This is a genomic window from Cellulomonas sp. GbtcB1, from assembly GCF_019091725.1.
GTDB lineage: Bacteria > Actinomycetota > Actinomycetes > Actinomycetales > Cellulomonadaceae > Cellulomonas.
In genome coordinates this window covers 1-18795 of sequence record NZ_JAGXJG010000072.1, presented here as the reverse complement: position 1 = coordinate 18795, position 18795 = coordinate 1, and the positions used below count along the sequence as shown (strand labels likewise).

At 74.0% G+C, this 18795-nt stretch carries 21 protein-coding genes; 10 read left to right on the top strand and 11 right to left on the bottom strand.

Annotated elements, in window-relative coordinates; genetic code table 11:
- On the top strand, nucleotides 1-977 hold a 977-nt coding region (gene bla / locus KVT14_RS18440; RefSeq protein ID WP_306795853.1), incomplete at its 5' end, for a class A beta-lactamase.
- Here bla and KVT14_RS18435 read toward each other — a convergent pair.
- The 6 genes from KVT14_RS18435 to KVT14_RS18410 all read right to left on the bottom strand — a co-directional run bounded on the left by KVT14_RS18435 (nucleotide 965) and on the right by KVT14_RS18410 (nucleotide 7895).
- Entirely contained in the window at nucleotides 965-2395 is a 1431-nt protein-coding gene (locus tag KVT14_RS18435) for an ATP-binding protein (RefSeq protein WP_217616999.1), read from the bottom strand. The two genes, bla and KVT14_RS18435, sit on opposite strands and share 13 nt — an antisense overlap.
- Nucleotides 2396-2465: 70 nt before the next feature.
- Nucleotides 2466-3281, bottom strand: a complete 816-nt coding sequence (locus KVT14_RS18430) for an ABC transporter ATP-binding protein (protein ID WP_217616998.1) — start codon at nucleotides 3279-3281, stop codon at nucleotides 2466-2468.
- Between the two features lie 31 nt (nucleotides 3282-3312).
- Nucleotides 3313-4218, bottom strand: a complete 906-nt coding sequence (locus tag KVT14_RS22675) for an ABC transporter permease (protein ID WP_217616997.1) — start codon at nucleotides 4216-4218, stop codon at nucleotides 3313-3315.
- 61 nt (nucleotides 4219-4279) lie between these two features.
- A complete protein-coding gene (locus KVT14_RS18420) occupies nucleotides 4280-5242 on the bottom strand; it encodes an ABC transporter substrate-binding protein (RefSeq protein WP_308161160.1) in 963 nt (320 codons plus the stop codon).
- Nucleotides 5243-5316: 74 nt separating this feature from the next.
- Nucleotides 5317-7155: an allophanate hydrolase gene (atzF, locus tag KVT14_RS18415; protein ID WP_217616995.1), complete on the bottom strand. Its 1839-nt coding sequence runs from the start codon at nucleotides 7153-7155 to the stop codon at nucleotides 5317-5319.
- Nucleotides 7152-7895 carry a GntR family transcriptional regulator gene (locus KVT14_RS18410; RefSeq protein WP_217616994.1) on the bottom strand — a complete coding sequence of 248 codons (744 nt, stop codon included), beginning with the start codon at nucleotides 7893-7895 and terminating at the stop codon, nucleotides 7152-7154. The genes atzF and KVT14_RS18410 overlap by 4 nt, the downstream gene beginning before the upstream one ends.
- Nucleotides 7896-8661: 766 nt before the next feature.
- Between KVT14_RS18410 and nrdH the strand changes: the two genes are divergently transcribed.
- From nrdH to nrdF, 4 genes are all read left to right on the top strand, one after another.
- On the top strand, nucleotides 8662-8907 hold the full coding sequence (gene nrdH, locus KVT14_RS18405; protein ID WP_147795259.1) for a glutaredoxin-like protein NrdH: 246 nt from the start codon (nucleotides 8662-8664) through the stop codon (nucleotides 8905-8907).
- 81 nt (nucleotides 8908-8988) lie between these two features.
- A complete protein-coding gene (nrdI, locus tag KVT14_RS18400; protein ID WP_217616993.1) occupies nucleotides 8989-9405 on the top strand; it encodes a class Ib ribonucleoside-diphosphate reductase assembly flavoprotein NrdI in 417 nt (138 codons plus the stop codon).
- Nucleotides 9402-11546: a class 1b ribonucleoside-diphosphate reductase subunit alpha gene (nrdE, locus tag KVT14_RS18395; protein ID WP_217616992.1), complete on the top strand. Its 2145-nt coding sequence runs from the start codon at nucleotides 9402-9404 to the stop codon at nucleotides 11544-11546. Before nrdI ends, nrdE begins: the two co-directional genes overlap by 4 nt.
- A gap of 134 nt (nucleotides 11547-11680) precedes the next feature.
- A complete protein-coding gene (gene nrdF / locus KVT14_RS18390) occupies nucleotides 11681-12655 on the top strand; it encodes a class 1b ribonucleoside-diphosphate reductase subunit beta (RefSeq protein WP_147795262.1) in 975 nt (324 codons plus the stop codon).
- 101 nt (nucleotides 12656-12756) lie between these two features.
- Here nrdF and KVT14_RS18385 read toward each other — a convergent pair whose 3' ends face one another.
- The 5 genes from KVT14_RS18385 to KVT14_RS18365 form a co-directional block, all read right to left on the bottom strand.
- Entirely contained in the window at nucleotides 12757-12993 is a 237-nt protein-coding gene (locus tag KVT14_RS18385) for a hypothetical protein (RefSeq protein WP_217616991.1), read from the bottom strand.
- A gap of 73 nt (nucleotides 12994-13066) precedes the next feature.
- Complete coding sequence (locus KVT14_RS18380) at nucleotides 13067-13372, bottom strand: hypothetical protein (protein ID WP_308161159.1); 306 nt, start codon at nucleotides 13370-13372, stop codon at nucleotides 13067-13069.
- A gap of 101 nt (nucleotides 13373-13473) precedes the next feature.
- The gene (locus KVT14_RS18375; protein ID WP_217616990.1) at nucleotides 13474-14112 is read right to left on the bottom strand and encodes a DedA family protein; all 639 of its coding nucleotides are present in this window, start codon (nucleotides 14110-14112) and stop codon (nucleotides 13474-13476) included.
- 81 nt (nucleotides 14113-14193) lie between these two features.
- Entirely contained in the window at nucleotides 14194-14949 is a 756-nt protein-coding gene (locus tag KVT14_RS18370) for a hypothetical protein (RefSeq protein WP_217616989.1), read from the bottom strand.
- Nucleotides 14942-15304 carry a PadR family transcriptional regulator gene (locus tag KVT14_RS18365; protein WP_217616988.1) on the bottom strand — a complete coding sequence of 121 codons (363 nt, stop codon included), beginning with the start codon at nucleotides 15302-15304 and terminating at the stop codon, nucleotides 14942-14944. The genes KVT14_RS18370 and KVT14_RS18365 overlap by 8 nt, the downstream gene beginning before the upstream one ends.
- Before the next feature lie 85 nt (nucleotides 15305-15389).
- Here KVT14_RS18365 and KVT14_RS18360 point away from each other — a divergent pair, with 85 nt between their 5' ends.
- The 5 genes from KVT14_RS18360 to KVT14_RS18340 form a co-directional block, all read left to right on the top strand.
- Entirely contained in the window at nucleotides 15390-16019 is a 630-nt protein-coding gene (locus KVT14_RS18360) for a Type 1 glutamine amidotransferase-like domain-containing protein (RefSeq protein WP_217616987.1), read from the top strand.
- Nucleotides 16020-16128: 109 nt separating this feature from the next.
- Complete coding sequence (locus KVT14_RS18355; protein WP_217616986.1) at nucleotides 16129-17178, top strand: alcohol dehydrogenase catalytic domain-containing protein; 1050 nt, start codon at nucleotides 16129-16131, stop codon at nucleotides 17176-17178.
- Nucleotides 17179-17273: 95 nt separating this feature from the next.
- Nucleotides 17274-17858: a maltose acetyltransferase domain-containing protein gene (locus KVT14_RS18350; protein WP_217616985.1), complete on the top strand. Its 585-nt coding sequence runs from the start codon at nucleotides 17274-17276 to the stop codon at nucleotides 17856-17858.
- A 3-nt stretch (nucleotides 17859-17861) separates the two neighbouring features.
- Nucleotides 17862-18434 carry a TetR/AcrR family transcriptional regulator gene (locus tag KVT14_RS18345; protein WP_217616984.1) on the top strand — a complete coding sequence of 191 codons (573 nt, stop codon included), beginning with the start codon at nucleotides 17862-17864 and terminating at the stop codon, nucleotides 18432-18434.
- 97 nt (nucleotides 18435-18531) lie between these two features.
- The coding region (locus tag KVT14_RS18340; protein WP_217616983.1) for a hypothetical protein at nucleotides 18532-18795 on the top strand (264 nt) is incomplete at its 3' end.

Below are 18795 nucleotides of genomic sequence, written 5' to 3'. Positions count from 1 at the left end.
TCCACCGCACCTACCCCAACGGCCGCGGCACGGGCGCGGCGCTCGCGGGCGTCCTCGCCCTGGCCGGGGCGGCGTGCGCACCGGACGCGTCCGGCGGGCGCGACGCGCAGGCGACCGGTGCGCCGACCCCACCGCGCGCGGCGAGCACCGCACCGCCCGCCCCGGCGCCCGCCGACCTCACGGCCGCCGTGGAGGCCGACCTCGCCGCGCTGGAGCGGTCCACGGGCCGCCGGGTCGGGGTGTTCGCCCGCGATACCGGCACCGGCGACACCGTGGCGTACCGGGCCGACGAGCGGTTCGGCTACGCGTCGACGCTCAAGGCGCTCGCGGCCGGCGAGGTGCTGGCGGGGCAGCCCGCGTCGGTGCTCGACCGGCCGCTGACCGTGACCGCCGAGGACGTCGCGGACGTCGGCCACGCCCCGGTCACCGGCGGCGCGGCCGGCACGGACCTGACGATCGGCGTGCTCGGCGCGGCCGCGGTGACCGACAGCGACAACGGTGCGCTCAACGTGCTGCTCCGGCACCTGGGTGGGCCGGCGGCGCTGCAGGCGGCGCTCGCGGCGCGCGGCGACACCACCACCCTGGTCGACGCGGCGGAGCCGGAGCTCAACCGGTTCACGCCGGGCGACCCGGCCCGGACCTCCACGCCGCGCGCCCTGGCCGAAGGGCTGGCGACGTACGCCCTCGGTGACGCGCTCGACCCCGCGGTGCGCGAGGCGTACGTCGGCTGGCTCACCGCGAGCACGACGGGCCTCGACGCGATCCGCGCGGGGACACCGGGGGGCTGGACGGTCGGCGACAAGACCGGCACCGCCGGCCGGTACGGGTCGCGGAACGACGTCGCGGTCCTCTGGCCGCCCGGGCGCGCCCCGATCGTGCTGGCGGTGCTCACCGACCACCCGGGCGAGGCCGCCGAGCCGGACGACACCGTCCTGGCCGCGGCGGCCCGGACGGTGCTCGCCGCCTACTCCGGCTGAACCGCACCCGCCCCCAGCAGGGACCGGGTGACGCGCTGCGTGTCGTCCGTGAGCTCGGCGACCGCCGCGCGGAGGGCCGCGTCGTCCACGGTGCGGTCCTCCTCCGCGGCGAGCAGCACGGCGCGCCGGATCACCTCCTTCACGAACGACGCGGTCACGCCGGCCGTGGCCCCGGCCGCGTCGTCCAGCGCCTCGGGCGTCAGCGGCAGCCCGTCGGCGTAGAGGCGGAACAGCCGAAGCCGGGCGTCGTCGTCGGGCAGCGGGATCTCCACCGCGAGGTCCACCCGTCCGGGGCGCTGCGCCAGCGCGCGCTCCAGCAGGTCGGCGCGGTTGGTGGTGAGCAGGAACGCGACGTCGGCGTCCCCGCCGAGGCCGTCCATCGCGTCGAGCACCTCGAACAGCAGCGGCTGCGGACCGGCGTGCAGCGACCGGTCCTCGGAGATGAGGTCGACGTCCTCCAGCACGACCACCGCCGGCTGCAGCGCGTGCGCGGTCTCGGTCGCGAGCCGCACCAGGCCCAGCGACTGGCCCGCCAGCACGATCGCCGTGGTGCCCGCGTCGGCCCCGAGGAGGTGCCGGACCGTGTGGGTCTTGCCCGTCCCGGGCGGCCCGTAGAGCAGGACGCCGCGCTTGAGGTGCTGGCCTGCGGCGCGCAGCCGGTCGCGGTGCCGGGCGACCCCGAGCACCTGCCGCTCGACCCGCTCCAGGGTGCCCTCGGGCAGCACGACGTCCTCGGCCGGGACCCGCACCCGCGGCAGGAACGTCACCCCGCCCGCCGACTGGCCGTACGGGCTGGGCGTGAAGCTCACCACCTGGCCGCGCAGCACCGAGTGGCTCAGCATCGCCTCCCGGACCGCGGCCAGCGCGGCCGCCGCCGCGTCCTCGTCGGGCGACATCGCCTCGAGCTTCGCCTCCTGCCCCTGCTGGGGCGCGGCCGCCCGCTGCAGCAGGGCGACCGGCGCGCCCCCGAACCGGAACAGGTGCACGCCGAACGCGACGACCCGGCGGTCGGCGTCGGGTCCGACGGGCACGCGGACGTAGTCGACGGCGCCGACGGGGAACTGCGCCCACGCGCCGGAGTGCTCGACGATCTCGGAGAACGACGAGTGCCGGCGCTGCTCGCCCCCGCCGACCCCGACGAGCCGCCCGCCGCCGGCCGCACCGACCACGACCCCGAGCGCGACGTCGGCGTCGACCGCGCGGAGCGCCCCGACCTCCTCCGTGAGCACGGCCAGGCCGCGCGGGTCGGTGCCGAGGTGCTCGCGCAGCACCTCGGCGATCGGCGTGGCGTCGCCGGTCCGCCGGCGCTGCGCGCGGTCGTTGACCCGCTCGATCAGCGTGCCGACGGCGTCGAGGAACGCGTCGGTGCGGGCGAGGTCCGGGTCGGGGGCCGCGACCCCCGGGGTTCCGTCGGTCATGGCTCGACGCTAGCCACCCGACGGGCTCGCGCGCGGCCGTTTTCCGGGCCCGCGTGCGGGCGCCCCCGGGTCACGCGGCCGGGGCCGCGACCTCCTCGTGGACCAGGGCGGAGATCCGGCGCTTCAGGGCGTTGAACTCCGCGGAGGTCACGTCCCGGTCGCCCGCGAGGTCGATCGGGACGATCTCCTTCACGTGCCCGGGAACCCCGTGCGACGCGCCGCCCGCCATCACCACGACGCGGTCGGCGAGGAACACGGCCTCCTCGATGGAGTGCGTGACGAACAGGACGGTCGTGCCGGTCTCCCGGTGGATCCGGGACAGCTCCCCCTGCAGCGTCGACCGGGTGAGGGCGTCGAGCGCGCCGAACGGCTCGTCCATCAGCAGCAGGGACGGGTCGTTGGCGAGCACCCGGGCGATGGCGACGCGCTGCTGCATGCCGCCGGACAGCTCGCTCGGGTACTTGTCCGCGAACCGGGTCAGGCCGACGGCGGCGAGGAACCGGTCGGTGCGCTCGGCGACGACGGAGCGCTGCAGCCGGGCCTGCTTCGGGCCGTAGGCGATGTTCTCCCGGACGGACAGCCACGGGAACAGGCCGTAGTCCTGGAACACGACGCCGCGCTCGGGGTCGGGCCCGGTGACCGGGGCGCCGGCGACCGCGACGGTGCCGGACGTCGCGTCCTCGAAGCCGGCGAGGATCCGCAGCAGCGTGCTCTTGCCGCAGCCGGACGCGCCGACCACGCAGACGAACTCGCCGGCCGGGACGTCGAGGTCGACGTCGGCCATCGCGGCCACGGAGCCGCCGGACCGGGTGGGGTACTGCTTGCCGAGACCGGCGACGCGCACGTCGGCGGGCTGGCGGGGGCGGACGGTGCCGATGCGGGGCATGGTCGTCTCCTTCCGGGTCGGACGGGGCGCGTCAGGTCAGGGTGGGGCGGCCGCGGGTCGCGAGCGCCAGGAGGCCGGTGAGCAGGCGGTCGGCGACGAAGCCGCACAGGCCGATGACGACCATCCCGGCGACGATGAGGTCGGTCTTCGACTGGTCGCGGGCCTGCGTGATCATGGCGCCGAGCCCGGTGTTGATGCCGACGGTCTCGCCGACGACGAGGATCACCCACGCCAGGCCGAGGGCTACGCGCAGCCCGCTGGCGATCGACCGCATCGAGGCGGGCAGCACCACCTTGTAGAGCACCTGGGCCTTCTTGGTGCCGAGCATCGCCGCGGCCTCCAGGAGCCGCACCGGCACCTGGCGCACGCCGGCGATCGTGTTGAGCAGCACCGGGAAGAACGCCGCGAGGAACACCAGGAAGATCGCGGAGCCGTCGCCGTAGCCGATGATCAGCAGCGTCAGCGGCGCCCACGCGGTGACCGGGATCGGCCGGGCCAGGTTGACCGTCGGCTCCAGCATCCGGAACGCGAGCGAGAACCGGCCCATGACGACGCCGAGCGGCACCGCCAGGGCGACCGCCAGGGCGAAGCCGGCGAGCACGCGCTGCGTCGACGCCCACAGGTGGGCGAGCAGGGTGCCGCTGAACGCGTCGTCCACGATGCCGCCCACCGCCAGGTCGACCAGCCGGCGGCCGACCTCCAACGGGGTGGGCAGGAAGCCCATCTTGATGCCGAACGGCAGCTCCCACGCCTGCTGCACGCCGACGGTCCACAGGACCAGGACGAGCGCGGGCACGGGGAGCGCGAGCAGGAGGGGGCCGACGCGGGGGCGGCGGCGGGCGGCCCGGGCGGGGCGCTCGGGCGCCGGGGCGGCGGGCGCGGGGGCCTGCGCGGCAGCGGTCGCCGGGGCGGCCGGGGTGGCCTCGGTGCTGGTCATGGGGTCTCCCTCGCGGGCGGGGTGCGCCGGCCCGGGCGGGCCGGGCCGGCGCACCGGGTGGTCAGGAGTCGCCGCCGGCCTCGGTGGCCTCGACGAACGTGGTGTCGAGCAGCGCGTCGGTGTCCACGTCGCCGTCGATCTGCTTCAGCAGGGCCATCTGCTCGACGAGCGCGCCGACCTGGGCCACGTACTCGTCGTCGATCTCCCAGCGCGGCCAGATGTTCTGCACCGCGGTGTCGACGACGGCCTGGTCGATGCCGAACTCGGTGACGACGCCGTCCGCCCAGGCCTGCGGGTCGGCGGCCATCTGCTCGGTGGCCTGCACGTGCGTGTCGACGACCTGCTGCACCAGCTCGGGGTCGCTCTCGATCAGCGCGCCGGTCGTGTAGAGGCCGATGTTCACGCGGCCGACCGGGGTGTCGTACGGCGAGGCGACCTCGACGGCGCCGGCCTGCAGCGCGGTCGACGGGCCGAGCTCGGCGGAGGCGAACGCGTCGATCCGGCCGGCGGCCAGCGCGCCCGCCATGTCGGAGAACGGCAGGTTGACCAGCTCGAGGTCCTCGTCGGCGTCCATCCCCGCGGCCTCGAGGGTGAGGCGGAGCAGGATCTCCTGCGACGAGCCCTGCGGGTAGCCGACGGTCAGGCCCGCCAGCGACTCGACGCCGTCCAGGCCCTCGCGGCCGATGATGCCCGAGCCGCCGTCGGCCGCCGCGGCGACCACCACGACGTCCTGGCCCGCGGCCGCGCCGGACACCGCGGACGGCACGCCGGCGACGCCGAAGTCGATGTTGCCGCTGACCACGGCGTTCTTGATGTCGGGCGAGGTGTCGAACTGCACGACCTCGAACTCGACGCCCTCCGGCGCCAGGTCCTCGTAGAGGAACGGGGCGTAGAGGTGCGGCTGGCCCTTGAGGGTGCCGACGGTGACCACGGTGGGGCCGTCGCCGTCGGCCGGGGCGGCGCCCGCGGAGTCGGGGGAGCAGGCGGCGAGGCCGGCGACGAGCAGGACGGCGGAGACGGTCACGAGGGGGCGGCTGAGGCGCACGGGGGTCTCTTCTCTCTCGGCGTGCAGGGGGTCGTGAAGGGGGGTGGCGCGGCCTACGGCTTCCGGTCCGGCCCACTCCGGTCGGCGGTGGCCGCGCCGGAAGTCGTGGGCGCGGCGGCGGCGCTCGCGGCGCGGGCCGCGCGCCACCCGCCGAGCTGCGTCACGTCCGCGGCGTCCGGCGCCGCGCCCGGCTGGCCGACGAAGCCGACGAGCTCGCGGCCGTCGTCGGTCCGGACCCGGCCGAGACCGAGGGGCGCGGGGATCGACAGCAGGAGCCGGCCGAGGGCGTCGGGCGTGAGCAGCCACTCCTCGCCCTCCAGCGACCCGCCGGTCCCGGGGGCGACGGCGTGCACCAGCGGCTTCGCCGGCGTCGTCGCGAGCGCGAGCATCCGGTAGTCGGGCGCGGTGCGGACCGGCCCGACCCAGCGGGCGCCGAGCGCCAGCAGCTCCGGGTGCAGCGGCTCGCCACGGAGGTGCGCGCCGAACACGAGGACCGGGACGCCGGTCGTCGGCAGCGGGGCCGACGCGGGCGCGTCGGCGGCGGGCAGCGCGCGCCACGCGGCGTCGTCGGCCCGGCCGTCCTTCTCCAGCAGCGCGGCGAGGTCGAGCGCGACCTGGTCGTCGAACGCCCGGGTCAGGACCGTGACGCCCGCCTCACCGGCACCGGTCGGGCCGAGCGGCATCGCGACGCCCGCCATGTCGAACAGGTTGACGAAGTTGGTGAACACCCCGAGCCGCGCGTTGGTGGTGAGCGGCGCGGCGGCCACCTCCGCGAGCGTCGGGTGCTCCGGCGCGGTGGGCACCAGCAGGGCGTCGCACCCGTCGAGCGCGGCGAGCGCCGTGGTCCGCAGGGCGGCGACCTCGTCCCGGGCCGCCTGGTACTCGGCCGCGGGGACCCGGCCGGCGTCGGCGGCGATCCGGGCGACCGACGGGTCCGCGCCCTCCGGGTGCTCCGCGAGGTACGCGCCGAACGCGGCGTACCGCTCCGCGACCAGCCCGCCGCCGTACAGCAGCCGGGCGGCGGCGAGGAACGGCGTGAGGTCGACGACCCGGGTGGTGGCGCCCGCCTCGACGAGCCGCGCGACCGCGGCGTCGAACCGCGCCCGCACGCCCGGGGCGACCTCGGCGAGGTCGGAGTCGCGCGGCACCGCGACCACCGGCGCCGCGGGGGCCGCCAGCCGGACGTCCGCGGGCCAGGTGCGCGACGAGGGGTCGAGCGCGCTCGGCGCGGCCATCACCGCCATCGCCCGCCGGGCCAGGTCGAGGTCCTGCGCCAGCACCGTCACGCAGTCGTACGACGCGCAGGCCGGCACCACGCCGTCCTTCGGCACCAGCCCGAGCGTCGGCTTGACCCCGACGACCCGGTTGAACGCGGCCGGGACGCGGCCGGAGCCGGCGGTGTCGGTGCCGAGGGCCAGGTCGGCGATCCCGAGCGCGACCGCGACCGCCGAGCCCGACGACGAGCCGCCCGACACCCGGTCCGGCGCCACGGCGCTCGCCACCGCGCCGTACGGGCTGCGGCTGCCGGTGAGCCCGGTCGCGAACTGGTCGAGGTTGGTCTTGCCCAGGACGACGGCGCCCGCGGCGCGCAGCAGGTCGACCACGGTGGCGGACCGCGCGGCGACGACCTGGTGCGCGGGGTGCGCGGCGGTGGTCGGCAGGCCGGCGACGTCGATGTTGTCCTTGACGGCCAGCACCAGCCCGGCCAGCGGCAGGTCCTCGCCGGCGGCGACGCGGGCGTCGACGGCCCGGGCCTCGTCCTCGACGTCGGCGCGGTCGCGGACCAGCGTCCACACGTCGGGGCGGCCGGCCGCCTCCAGGGCGGCGAAGGCGCGGTCGACGCGGTCGAGGGCGGTGCCGCCGGTGGTCGGGGTGGTGGTCGTGGCGGTCATCGCTGCTCCTCGCGGGCCATCAGGCGGGTCATCTCCAGCGCGGCGGCGGCGCGCTCCATCACGACCTCCCGCGAGGCGCCCACGTGGGCGCGCAGCGCCTCCAGCGCCTGCGGCAGCCGGTCGCGCACCACGAGCTCGGCGATGCCGATGTGCTCGTCGATGGTCGCCGCCATCCGGTCCTCGGTGAGGTAGTCGTACATCCGCACCGACCGGATCCGGCGGTTCGTCTGCGCCAGGGCCTGGGTCAGCGCCGGGTTGCCGGAGGAGTCGAGGAGCGTGAAGTGGAACCGCTCGTCCTGGCTGACGAACCCGGCGTCCGGCGCGGGGCGGTCGTCGCGGAAGCCGTACCAGTGCGCGAGCTCGCCCTCGAGCCGGGTGCGGTCGTGGTGCACCGTCGGGTCCTCGAGCGCCCGGGTCAGGCCGCGCAGCTCGAGCGTGATCCGCAGCTCGTACAGGTCGGTCAGCTCGCGGAAGCTCGGCACGTACAGGTGCAGGCCGCTCTCCCGCTTCACGACGATCCCGTCGGCCAGCAGCCGGGCCAGGGCCTCGCGCACCGGGGTCCGGGACACGCCGTGCCGCTCGGCCAGCCGCTCCTCGGTGAGCCGCTCGTACGGGGACACCCGGCCGCTCATCAGCTCGTCGCGGATGGTCAGGTAGACGCGCTCGCGGCGGGAGGTGGCGGACCCCTCGGGGCCGGCCGCGGCTGCCTGTCCCGCGCCGGGGACCACGTCTGTACTCATGTCTGTATACAGAACCGGGTACATGTTTCCGCACGTGGCGACGGATGTTGCGGGCACGTGACGATCTGCGCGGGGGTCGACAGCTGCTCACCGCGCCCGCGCGCGCGAGGGCGGAGGTGTGCGCCAAGACGTGCGCGGGGGTGTGCGCGAGGGCCCCGGGGCATGCGCGGGGTGCCCGGGTTGAGTGGAAGGTTCTGACGGACACGCCGACGGCGTGTCCGTCAGAACCTTCCACTCCCGAGGTGCGAGCCAGCCGGGTCGACCGGCTGACGCGACGGTCGGGTCGGCGCGCCGCGACACGCCGGTGGGCGCACGACACGCCGTCCTGCGACGAGGTCCCGCCCGGCCCCGCGGGCGACGTGCGTCACCCCGCCGTGCGGGTGAAACGCGCCCGTCCACATGTGCGCCGCCCTGTGCGTGACCTGGGGATACCTGTGGACGACCAGGCCTTCCAGCAGGCCCCGCCACGCGGGGGAGTGTCAGTGGTCGCCCGTAGCCTGTGGATGAAGTCGGACAGCGGGACGGCGGTGCACAGCCTGTGGAAACGACATGTGTGTAACACCAGCCCTAGTGGTCTCTTGCCGGACGCACCACTAGGTGTAGTGTCGTGACTCGCCGCTGGACGAGGGGCCCGGGGACGTCGCGAGACGCCCGACCGGCCCGGCCGCAGCGGCCCGAGAGCGGCACCACAGCACCACCAGCAGCATGCGGGGCGGGCGCGGGGGCGCACGTACCAGCCAGGCCTTTTCACACCGGGGAGACAGCGATGACCATCACCGTCTACAGCAAGCCGTCCTGCGTCCAGTGCAACGCGACCTACCGCGCCATGGACAAGGCCGGCCTGCAGTACGAGGTCGTGGACATCACGGAGGACGCCGACGCGCGTGACTACGTCATGTCCCTCGGCCACCTGCAGGCCCCGGTCGTCGTGGCCGACGGCAACCACTGGTCGGGCTACCGCCCGGACCAGATCAAGGCGCTCGCGGACCGCGCCGCGGTCTCCGTCGCCTGACGCGGCCGTGCGCCGCCCGGTGACCCGGGCGGCACGGCCGCACGGGTCCACGATCCACCCGGGGCGAGGAGGGGTGGGGCGATGAGCTCCCTGGTCTACTTCTCCTCCGTCTCGGAGAACACCCGCCGGTTCGTCGACAAGCTGGACATCGACGCCACGCGGATCCCGCTCCGTCCGTCGGGGCCGTTCCTGCACGTGCGGGACCCCTATGTCCTGGTGGTCCCCACGTACGGCGGCGGCAACGAGGGCGGCGCGGTCCCGCGGCAGGTCGTCAAGTTCCTCAACGACGCGACCAACCGCTCCCTGATCCGCGGCGTCATCGCGGCGGGGAACACCAACTTCGGCGCGCACTACTGCATGGCCGGAGACATCATCGCGGCGAAGTGCCAGGTCCCGTACCTGTACGCCTTCGAGCTCATGGGAACGACCGAGGACGTGCGACGCGTCCGAGAGGGATGGGGACGATTTTGGCAGCGACACTCACCGACGCCGGCATGACCGACGCGACCGAGGTCATCACCATCACGCCCGAGATGGACTACCACTCGCTCAACGCGATGCTGAACCTCTACGGCGCGAACGGGGAGATCCAGTTCGACAAGGACCGGGAGGCGGCGCGGCAGTACTTCCTGCAGCACGTCAACCAGAACACGGTCTTCTTCCACGACCTCGAGGAGAAGCTCGAGTACCTGGTCGAGAACAAGTACTACGAGGCCGACGTCCTCGCGCAGTACAGCCAGGAGTTCGTCAAGGCGCTGTTCAAGCACGCGTACTCGAAGAAGTTCCGCTTCCAGACCTTCCTGGGCGCCTTCAAGTACTACACCTCGTACACGCTGAAGACGTTCGACGGCAAGCGGTACCTGGAGCGCTTCGAGGACCGCGTCGCGATGGTGTCGCTCGCGCTGGCCGAGGGTGACGAGACCTTCGCGCTGCAGCTCGTCGACGAGATCGTGTCCGGCCGCTTCCAGCCGGCGACCCCGACGTTCCTCAACCTCGGCAAGGCGCAGCGCGGCGAGCCCGTGTCCTGCTTCCTGCTGCGCATCGAGGACAACATGGAGTCGATCGCCCGCGGCATCAACTCCGCCCTGCAGCTGTCCAAGCGCGGCGGCGGCGTGGCCCTGCTGCTCTCGAACATCCGCGAGCACGGCGCGCCGATCAAGCACATCGAGAACCAGTCGTCCGGCGTCATCCCCGTGATGAAGCTGCTCGAGGACTCCTTCTCCTACGCGAACCAGCTGGGTGCCCGCCAGGGCGCCGGTGCCGTCTACCTGCACGCGCACCACCCGGACATCATGCGGTTCCTCGACACCAAGCGGGAGAACGCGGACGAGAAGATCCGCATCAAGACCCTGTCGCTGGGCGTCGTCATCCCGGACATCACGTTCGAGCTGGCCAAGAACAACGAGGACATGTACCTGTTCTCGCCGTACGACGTCGAGCGCGTCTACGGCAAGCCGTTCGCGGACGTCAACGTCTCCGAGAACTACCGCGCGATGGTCGACAACGGCCAGATCCGCAAGCAGAAGATCAAGGCCCGCGACTTCTTCCAGACGCTGGCCGAGCTGCAGTTCGAGTCGGGCTACCCGTACATCCTGTTCGAGGACACGGCCAACAAGGCCAACCCGATCAAGGGCAAGATCACGCACTCGAACCTGTGCTCGGAGATCCTGCAGGTCTCGACGCCCTCGACCTTCAACGAGGACCTGTCGTACGACCACGTCGGCCGCGACATCTCCTGCAACCTCGGCTCGATGAACATCGCGCTCGCGATGGACTCGCCGGACTTCGGCCGCTCGGTCGAGACCGCGATCCGCGCGCTCACCGCGGTGTCCGACCAGACCGACATCGAGTCGGTGCCGTCCGTGAAGCGGGCGAACCGCGGCGGCCACGCCATCGGCCTCGGGCAGATGAACCTGCACGGGTTCCTGGCGCGCGAGCGGATCTTCTACGGGTCCGACGAGGGCCTGGACTTCACGAACATCTACTTCTACACGGTGGCGTACCACGCCATCCGCGCCTCGAACCTGCTCGCCAAGGAGCGGGGCCAGGCGTTCGCCGGCTTCGAGGACTCGAAGTACGCGACCGGCGAATACTTCCAGAAGTACATCGAGGGCACCTGGGTGCCGAAGACGGCCCGCGTCGCCGAGCTGTTCGCCACCTCCGGCGTGCACATCCCGACGCAGGACGACTGGCGTGAGCTGGCGGAGTCGGTGCGCGAGCACGGCATCTACAACCAGAACCTCCAGGCGGTCCCGCCGACGGGCTCGATCTCGTACATCAACAACTCGACGTCGTCGATCCACCCGATCGCGTCGAAGATCGAGATCCGCAAGGAGGGCAAGCTCGGCCGCGTGTACTACCCGGCGCCGTTCATGACGAACGACAACCTGGAGTACTACGACGACGCGTACGAGATCGGCTACGAGAAGATCATCGACACGTACGCCGAGGCCACGCAGCACGTGGACCAGGGCCTGTCGCTGACGCTGTTCTTCAAGGACACCGCCACCACCCGCGACATCAACAAGGCGCAGATCTACGCCTGGCGCAAGGGCATCAAGACGATCTACTACATCCGCCTGCGGCAGATGGCGCTCGAGGGCACCGAGGTCGAGGGCTGCGTCTCCTGCATGCTCTGACGCGACGTGCGCCGGCCGGGTCCTGACCCGGCCGGCGCGCTCGCGCGAGGGTGCACCATAGGGGGTAGACCGAGGCGGGCACCGACCCGCACGAGCCGCGGAGGGCGCGGCACCGGACACGACATGGAGCAGTGATGGCCGAGAAGCTGAAGTTGGTCGACCGGGTCCAGGCGATCAACTGGAACCGCGTCGAGGACGAGAAGGACGTCGAGGTCTGGGACCGGCTCGTCGGCAACTTCTGGCTCCCCGAGAAGGTGCCGGTGTCGAACGACATCCAGTCCTGGGCGACGCTGTCCGACGTCGAGAAGCAGATGACGACCCGCGTCTTCACGGGCCTGACCCTGCTCGACACGATCCAGGGCACCGTCGGCGCCGTCTCGCTCATCCCGGACGCGCTGACCCCGCACGAGGAGGCGGTGTACACCAACATCGCGTTCATGGAGTCGGTGCACGCCAAGTCCTACTCGTCGATCTTCTCGACGCTGATCTCGACGCGCGAGATCGACGAGGCGTTCCGCTGGTCGGAGGAGAACCCGAACCTGCAGCGCAAGGCCGAGATCGTCCTCGACTACTACCGGGGCGACGAGCCGCTCAAGCGCAAGGTCGCGTCGACCATGCTCGAGTCGTTCCTGTTCTACTCCGGCTTCTACGCGCCGATGTACTGGTCGTCGCGGGCCAAGCTCACCAACACGGCCGACCTGATCCGCCTCATCATCCGCGACGAGGCCGTGCACGGGTACTACATCGGCTACAAGTTCCAGAAGGGCCTCGAGAAGCTCACCGAGCCCGAGCGCCAGGAGCTGAAGGACTACACGTTCGAGCTGCTCTTCGAGCTGTACGACAACGAGGTGGAGTACACCCAGGACCTGTACGACCCCCTGGGCCTCACCGAGGACGTCAAGGCGTTCCTCCGGTACAACGCCAACAAGGCCCTGATGAACCTGGGCTACGAGGCGCTGTTCCCGAAGGACGAGACGAACGTCAACCCGGCGATCCTCTCCGCCCTGTCCCCGAACGCCGACGAGAACCACGACTTCTTCTCCGGCTCGGGCTCCTCGTACGTCATCGGCAAGGCCGTGAACACCGAGGACGAGGACTGGGACTTCTGATCCCGGCCTGATCCCCGCAGCAGCGACCGCCCCGTCGAGCCCCGCGCTCGGCGGGGCGTCGTCGTGAGCGAGGTCGGCCGGCGGACGGCTCAGGTCGGGCGTCAGGCGAGCGAGCCGGTCAGGCCGGCGACCAGCACCGCCGCACCTGCGACGACCAGGAACGCCCCGCCCGCGGCCATCAGGCCCGGTGACTGGGTGCGAGGGCCGACGTGCCCGCCGCGTCGCGCACGCACCTCGCGGGCAGCGCGCGAGATGCGGTCGCGCTGCAGGACGAAGAACACGCCGAACACGACGGCGACCGCACCCCACACGACGGCCACGACCTGACCTGTCGTCATGCCGGACAGCATGGACGAGGTGCGGGCGCAGCGCGCGCCGGCCGGAGGTGCCGTGCCGATGCAGCCCGCGTCGTCAGCCGGCCGCGCGCGTCGCGTCGACGAGCACCGTGACCTGGTCGTCGTCGACCACGACGAACCCGCCGGTGATGTGCAGCTCGACCTCGGGCCCGTCCGCCGGCACGACCCGCACCGCGCCCGCGGTGAGGAGGGCCGCCACCGGCTCGTGCCGCGCGAGGATGCCGAGCGAGCCCGCGACGGACGGCACCGTGACGCGCACCGCCGGTCCCGACAGCAGCACCCGGTCGGGCGCGACCACGGTGACGGACATGGTGCGGGCAGCGGTCGGGTCCGACGCGGTGTCGGGCTGGGGGGCGGTCACGCGAGCGGTCCTGACGTCCGGGGGGTGGGTCCGTCGAGTCTCCCTGGCCCGGGAGGCGCGATCGGGTCCCGAAGGTCGCGACCCCCGGGCGGTCGGCTGTGCTACCGCCCGCCCACGACGTCGTCCGTCGTCGCGGCGCCCGCGCGGCGCCGCGTCCGCAGCCACTGCACCAGGCTCGTCACCGCGGTGAGCCCGACCGCCACGACCACCAGCCCGGTGACGTACCGCTCGAGCCCGGGGACCCGGGTGCCGAGTGCCCAGCCGGCCAGCGGGATCGCGCACGCCCACACGGCGCCGCCCACGACCTGCCACACGGTGAAGGTGCGGGCGGGGACCTGCGTCATGCCGGCGAGCGGGTTGATCACCGTCCGCACGACCGGGATGAACCGCGCCAGCACGATCGTGCGCGCGGTCCCGTGCCGCTCGACCATCGCGCCGGCGCGGTCGAGCGCCGCGTGCAGCCGCCCGTCGGGGGAGGTCCGGGTGACCCACCGCCCGCCCGCGCGGCCGAGCAGGTAGCCGCCCTGGGCGCCGAGCAGCGCACCGGCGGTCGCGGCGAGCAGCACGCCCGCGAGCGGCAGGCGCGGGTCGGGTCCGGCGGCGAAGACCCCCGCGGCCAGGAGCAACGTGTCGCCCGGCAGCAGGAACCCGACGAGCAGGCCGGTCTCGAGGAGCAGGATTACGAAGATCCCACCGACCCCGAACGCCGTGAGGAGGCTGCCGGGGTCCAGGAGGTTCACCCGTCCAGTATCCGCCCGTCCACGAGACATGGGATGACGCGGACGGGTGAGCGCGGGGTGACGCGCGCCTCTCGCGCGGCGTCAGCCGCCCGACGTCGCGCCGACGACGCCGACGACGACGCACCCGATCGCGGTCCACGCGAGCACCGTGAACGGAAGCAGCGTGCCGACGCGGCGCGGCGTCGGCTCCTGGCCCGGGCCGACGACGGGGTCGGCGGTCCGGCCGCGGCGGGCGAGGGTCACGTCGGCCACGATCCCCGCGGCCAGCAGGAGCAGGCCCCCGGCCAGGGCGACCGGCGCGGGCAGGACGGCGATCGGCGCGTCGATCTGCAGCAGCAGGGCGGCGGGCACGAGGACGGCGGTCGCGGCGGCGCCGAGGCCGACCGCGGCGACGAGCGGGCGCCGGACGACCAGCTCCAGGAGGCGGCCGCCGAGCAGCGCCACCACCCCGCATCCCGCGACCAGCACGGCGAGCATGGCGAGCAGCCCCCAGGTGACGGTCACGTCGCGGCCGCGGGCGAGCTCGCCCACCGCGGTGATCACGACGACCATCCCGGCGATCTCGACCACGAGCGGCGCGAGGTGCGGCAGCCACGACGGGCGCGGGGTGGGGAACGTCTCGGCGACGGCGCGGGCGTAGGCGGTCGGGTCGCCGAAGTCGACGTCCGCGGGCTCGCCGCTGTCCCGGCAGTGGGCGCCGACCTCGGCCAGCGCGTCGCCGATGCGGTCGCCCGGGACGTCGCGCAGCCGCGCCTCGAGGACGAACGCGTCCACCCAGCGCGGGTCGACGTCGGGGGCGATCCGCTGCGCGTCGGTCGGGCGGTGGGTCTCAGGCACGGGGGTCCTCTCGTCCGGGGGGCGGTGCGGTCAGGTGGGTGTCCACGACCGCGGCGAACCGCCGCCAGCGCCCCACGAGGTCGTGCAGGTGGCGACGCCCCTCCGGGGTGATCTCGTAGTACTTGCGGCCCGGGCCGCCGTCGCCGGCGCGCCACTCGACGGTCAGGTGGCCGGCGGCCTCCAGGCGTCCGAGCAGCGGGTAGAGCGTGCCGCCCTTGATGTCGCCGATGCCGGCCTCCGCGAGGCGCGCCGCGAGGGCGTACCCGTAGGTGGGCCCGTCGTCGAGCACGCGCAGCACCGCCTGGGGGAGCACTCCGCGGAGCCACTCGCCCGGCCACTCCCGGTCCTCGGTCACGACTAGATCGTACGGCTGACTAGATGGGCGCACAACCTAGCGACGTACCGCCGCGCCTCGCGCCGCACCGCGTACCGTCGCGTCCGTGCTCTCCCTGCTGCTGCTCTCCCTCGGCCACGGCGCCGTGCCCGCCTTCCTCGTCGACCGCGCGCCCGCCGACCGCCCGCTGACCCTCGGCTACGTCCCCGACGCGGCCCGCGCCGACGCCACGGCGCCGTGGGCCGTCGCCGAGCGGGACCGGGTCGTCGGCCTCGGGCACGCGGTGGTCGACGTCCGCCTCACCGGTGCGACGGCGCAGCAGGTGGCCGACGCCCTCGACGGCGTCGACGCGCTCTACGTCGCCGGCGGTAACACGTTCGCCCTGCTCGACGCGCTGCGCGCCTCCGGGGCCGACGCGGTGGTCGCCGAGCGCGTCCGCGGCGGGCTGCCGTACATCGGCTCCAGCGCGGGGTCGATCGTCGCCGGGCCGAGCGCCGAGCCGGCGACGCTCATGGACGACCCGGCCGAGGCCCCGGGCCTGACCGACCGGCGCGGCCTCGGGCTGACGGACGCGGTCGTGGTGCCGCACGCCGACGGGAAGCTGCCGCCGTACCCGCTGGAGCTGATCGGCCGGACGCTCGACCGGTACGGCTCGGACCACGAGCTGGTCCCGCTCTGCGACGACGAGGCGCTGCTGATCACCGGGCCCGGGTGGAAGGTCGTCGCCTCGGCCTGAGGTGACGAGAGGGGTACTGACAGGGCCCCGCTCCCGGCGTGAGACCGCGCCGCGGAGCGGGCAGGGTGGAGGGCATCCCGATCCACTCCTGAAGGAGATCCCCCACCCGATGCGTGCCACCTTCCTGTACGGCGCGGGCGACGTCCGCGTCGAGCAGACCGCCGAGCCCGTCATCCAGCAGCCGACCGACGCGATCGTCCGCACGGTCCGCGCGTGCGTCTGCGGCTCGGACCTGCACCCGTACCACTCGATGCCCGCCTCCGACCGCGGCCAGTCGATGGGCCACGAGCTGATCGGCGTCGTCGAGGAGACCGGCTCGGCCGTCACCTCGGTGACGAAGGGCGACTTCGTCATCGCCCCGTTCGCGTTCAGCGACAACACCTGCCCGATCTGCCGCGACGGCTTCCAGACCGCGTGCCCCCACGGCGGGTTCTACGCCACCCCGCAGACGAACGGCCTGCAGGCCGAGCTGTCCCGCATCCCGCTGGCCGACGGCAGCCTCGTGGTGGTCCCGGACGTGGATCCCGCGACCGCGGACGAGTCGCTGCTCGCCTCGCTGCTCACCCTGTCGGACGTGTACCTGACCGGCTACCACGCGGCGCACATGGGCCGCGTCGAGCCCGGCAAGTCGGTCACCGTGATCGGCGACGGCGCGGTCGGCCTCTCCGCCGTGCTCGCCGCGAAGCAGCTCGGCGCGGAGCGGATCGTCCTCATGGGCCGGCACGCCGCGCGCACCGACCTGGGCCGCGAGCTCGGCGCCACCGACGTGGTCGCCGAGCGCGGCGAGGAGGGCGTCGCGCGCGTCCTCGACCTGACCGGCGGCGAGGGCACGCACGTCGTGCTGGAGGCCGTCGGCCACATGCCCGCGTACGAGCAGGCCTACGGCGTCGTGCGGTCGGGCGGCGTGATCTCCCGCGTCGGCGTCCCGCAGTACGAGGACGCGCCGGTCGGTTTCGGGTCGCTGTTCGGCCGGAACGTCACGCTCAACGGCGGTCCCGCTCCCGTCCGTGCGTACCTGGAGGACGCGATCCGGCAGGTCCTGGACGGGACGATCGAGCCCGGCCGCGTCTTCGACCGGACCCTGTCGCTCGACGACGCCGCCGAGGGCTACCGCGCCATGGACGCCCGCGAGGCGCTCAAGGTCATGCTCCGCCCCTGACGGCCTCCCCGGCCCCCGGGCCGGCGTCGAGCACCGACGCCGCCCCGGGGGCAGGTCGCGGACGGGCGAGGCCGGTGACATGTACGATCGTACGCATGACGACCGACCACTTCGCCGGCGACCCGCGCACGAACCACGAGCGGATGCTCGCGGGCGACCTGTACATCGCCGACGACCCCACCATCGCCGCGGCCCAGAAGAGGGCGGTGCGGACCGCGGCCCGGTTCGCCGCCGCGTACGCCGACGACCCCGACGCCGGCCAGGCCGTCCTCGCGGAGCTGTTCGGCAGCGTCGGCGAGGGCACGCACGTGCGCGCACCCGTGCACGTCGACTACGGCGACCGGATCACCGTCGGCGCGCGGACGTTCGTCAACATGGGCCTGACCGCCCTCGACGTCGCGCCGATCACGATCGGCGACGACTGCCAGATCGGCCCGCACGTGCAGCTGCTCACCCCGACCCACCCGGTCGAGGCGCAGCCGCGCCGGGACAAGCTCGAGGCGGCGAAGCCGATCGTCATCGGCGACAACGTCTGGCTCGGCGGCGGCGTCATCGTGTGCCCCGGCGTGACGATCGGGGAGAACTCCGTCGTCGGCGCCGGTTCCGTCGTCACCAAGGACGTCCCGCCGAACGTGGTCGCCGTCGGGAACCCGGCCCGGGTGATCCGCGAGATCATCTGACGCATGACGTCGACCGAGCCCGCGCCCGCCCGCACCCGTCGCGTCGACCCCGGCCGGCGCGACCGGATCATCGACGCCTGCATCGAGGTGATCGCGACGGACGGCGTCGACGGCACCTCGCACCGTCGCGTCGCCGAGGCCGCGGGCGTGCCGCTGGGCTCGATGACCTACCACTTCACCGGGCGCGAGGAGCTGCTCCGGGAGGCCTTCACCCGGTTCGCGCAGACGGTCGCGGACCGGGTGACCGCCCGGATGCAGGCGGTCCCGGCGGGGGACGTGGAGGCGGGGATCCGCGCGGTCGTGGACTCGATCCTGCAGGACGTGTTCCCGACGTCGCGCGAGCTCGTCCTGACCCACGAGCTGTACACGCTGGCCGCCCGGGACGCGTCCTACCGCACGCTCACGCACACCTGGATGCGCGGCAGCCGGGCGGCGCTCGAGCGGTGCTTCGACCCGGTGACGGCGCGCGTCCTGGACGCCCTGGTGGAGGGCATGACGATCCACCGGGCGCTCGACAACGAGCCGCACGACGACGCCGACGTCGAGCTGGCCGTCCGTCGCATCGTGCGCCCCTGACGACCGGGGCCGCGCCGCGGGCGGGACGACCGCACCGTAGGGTCGCCGCATGACGACTCCGCCCCCCGCGCCGGCCGCCGGGGCCTGAGCCGCCGCCGTGCTCCTCGTCCTCGTGCTCGCCGGCCTCGCCGTCGCCGTGCTGTCGCGGCGCCCCGCGTGGGTCCGGGACCGGCTGCCGGCCCCGGCGACGACGATCCTGGCGTGGACCGCGGCGGGCGCCGTCGGCCTCGGGCTGGCGGACGTCGGCGGGGGGACGGGGCGCACCGTGCTCTCCGGCGCCGTCGCGGTCGTGGCCGGGGTGCTGGCCGTCGCCGCGGCGGGCTGGCTCGTCGGCCTCGCGCGCCCGCGCCTGGCCCGCCGC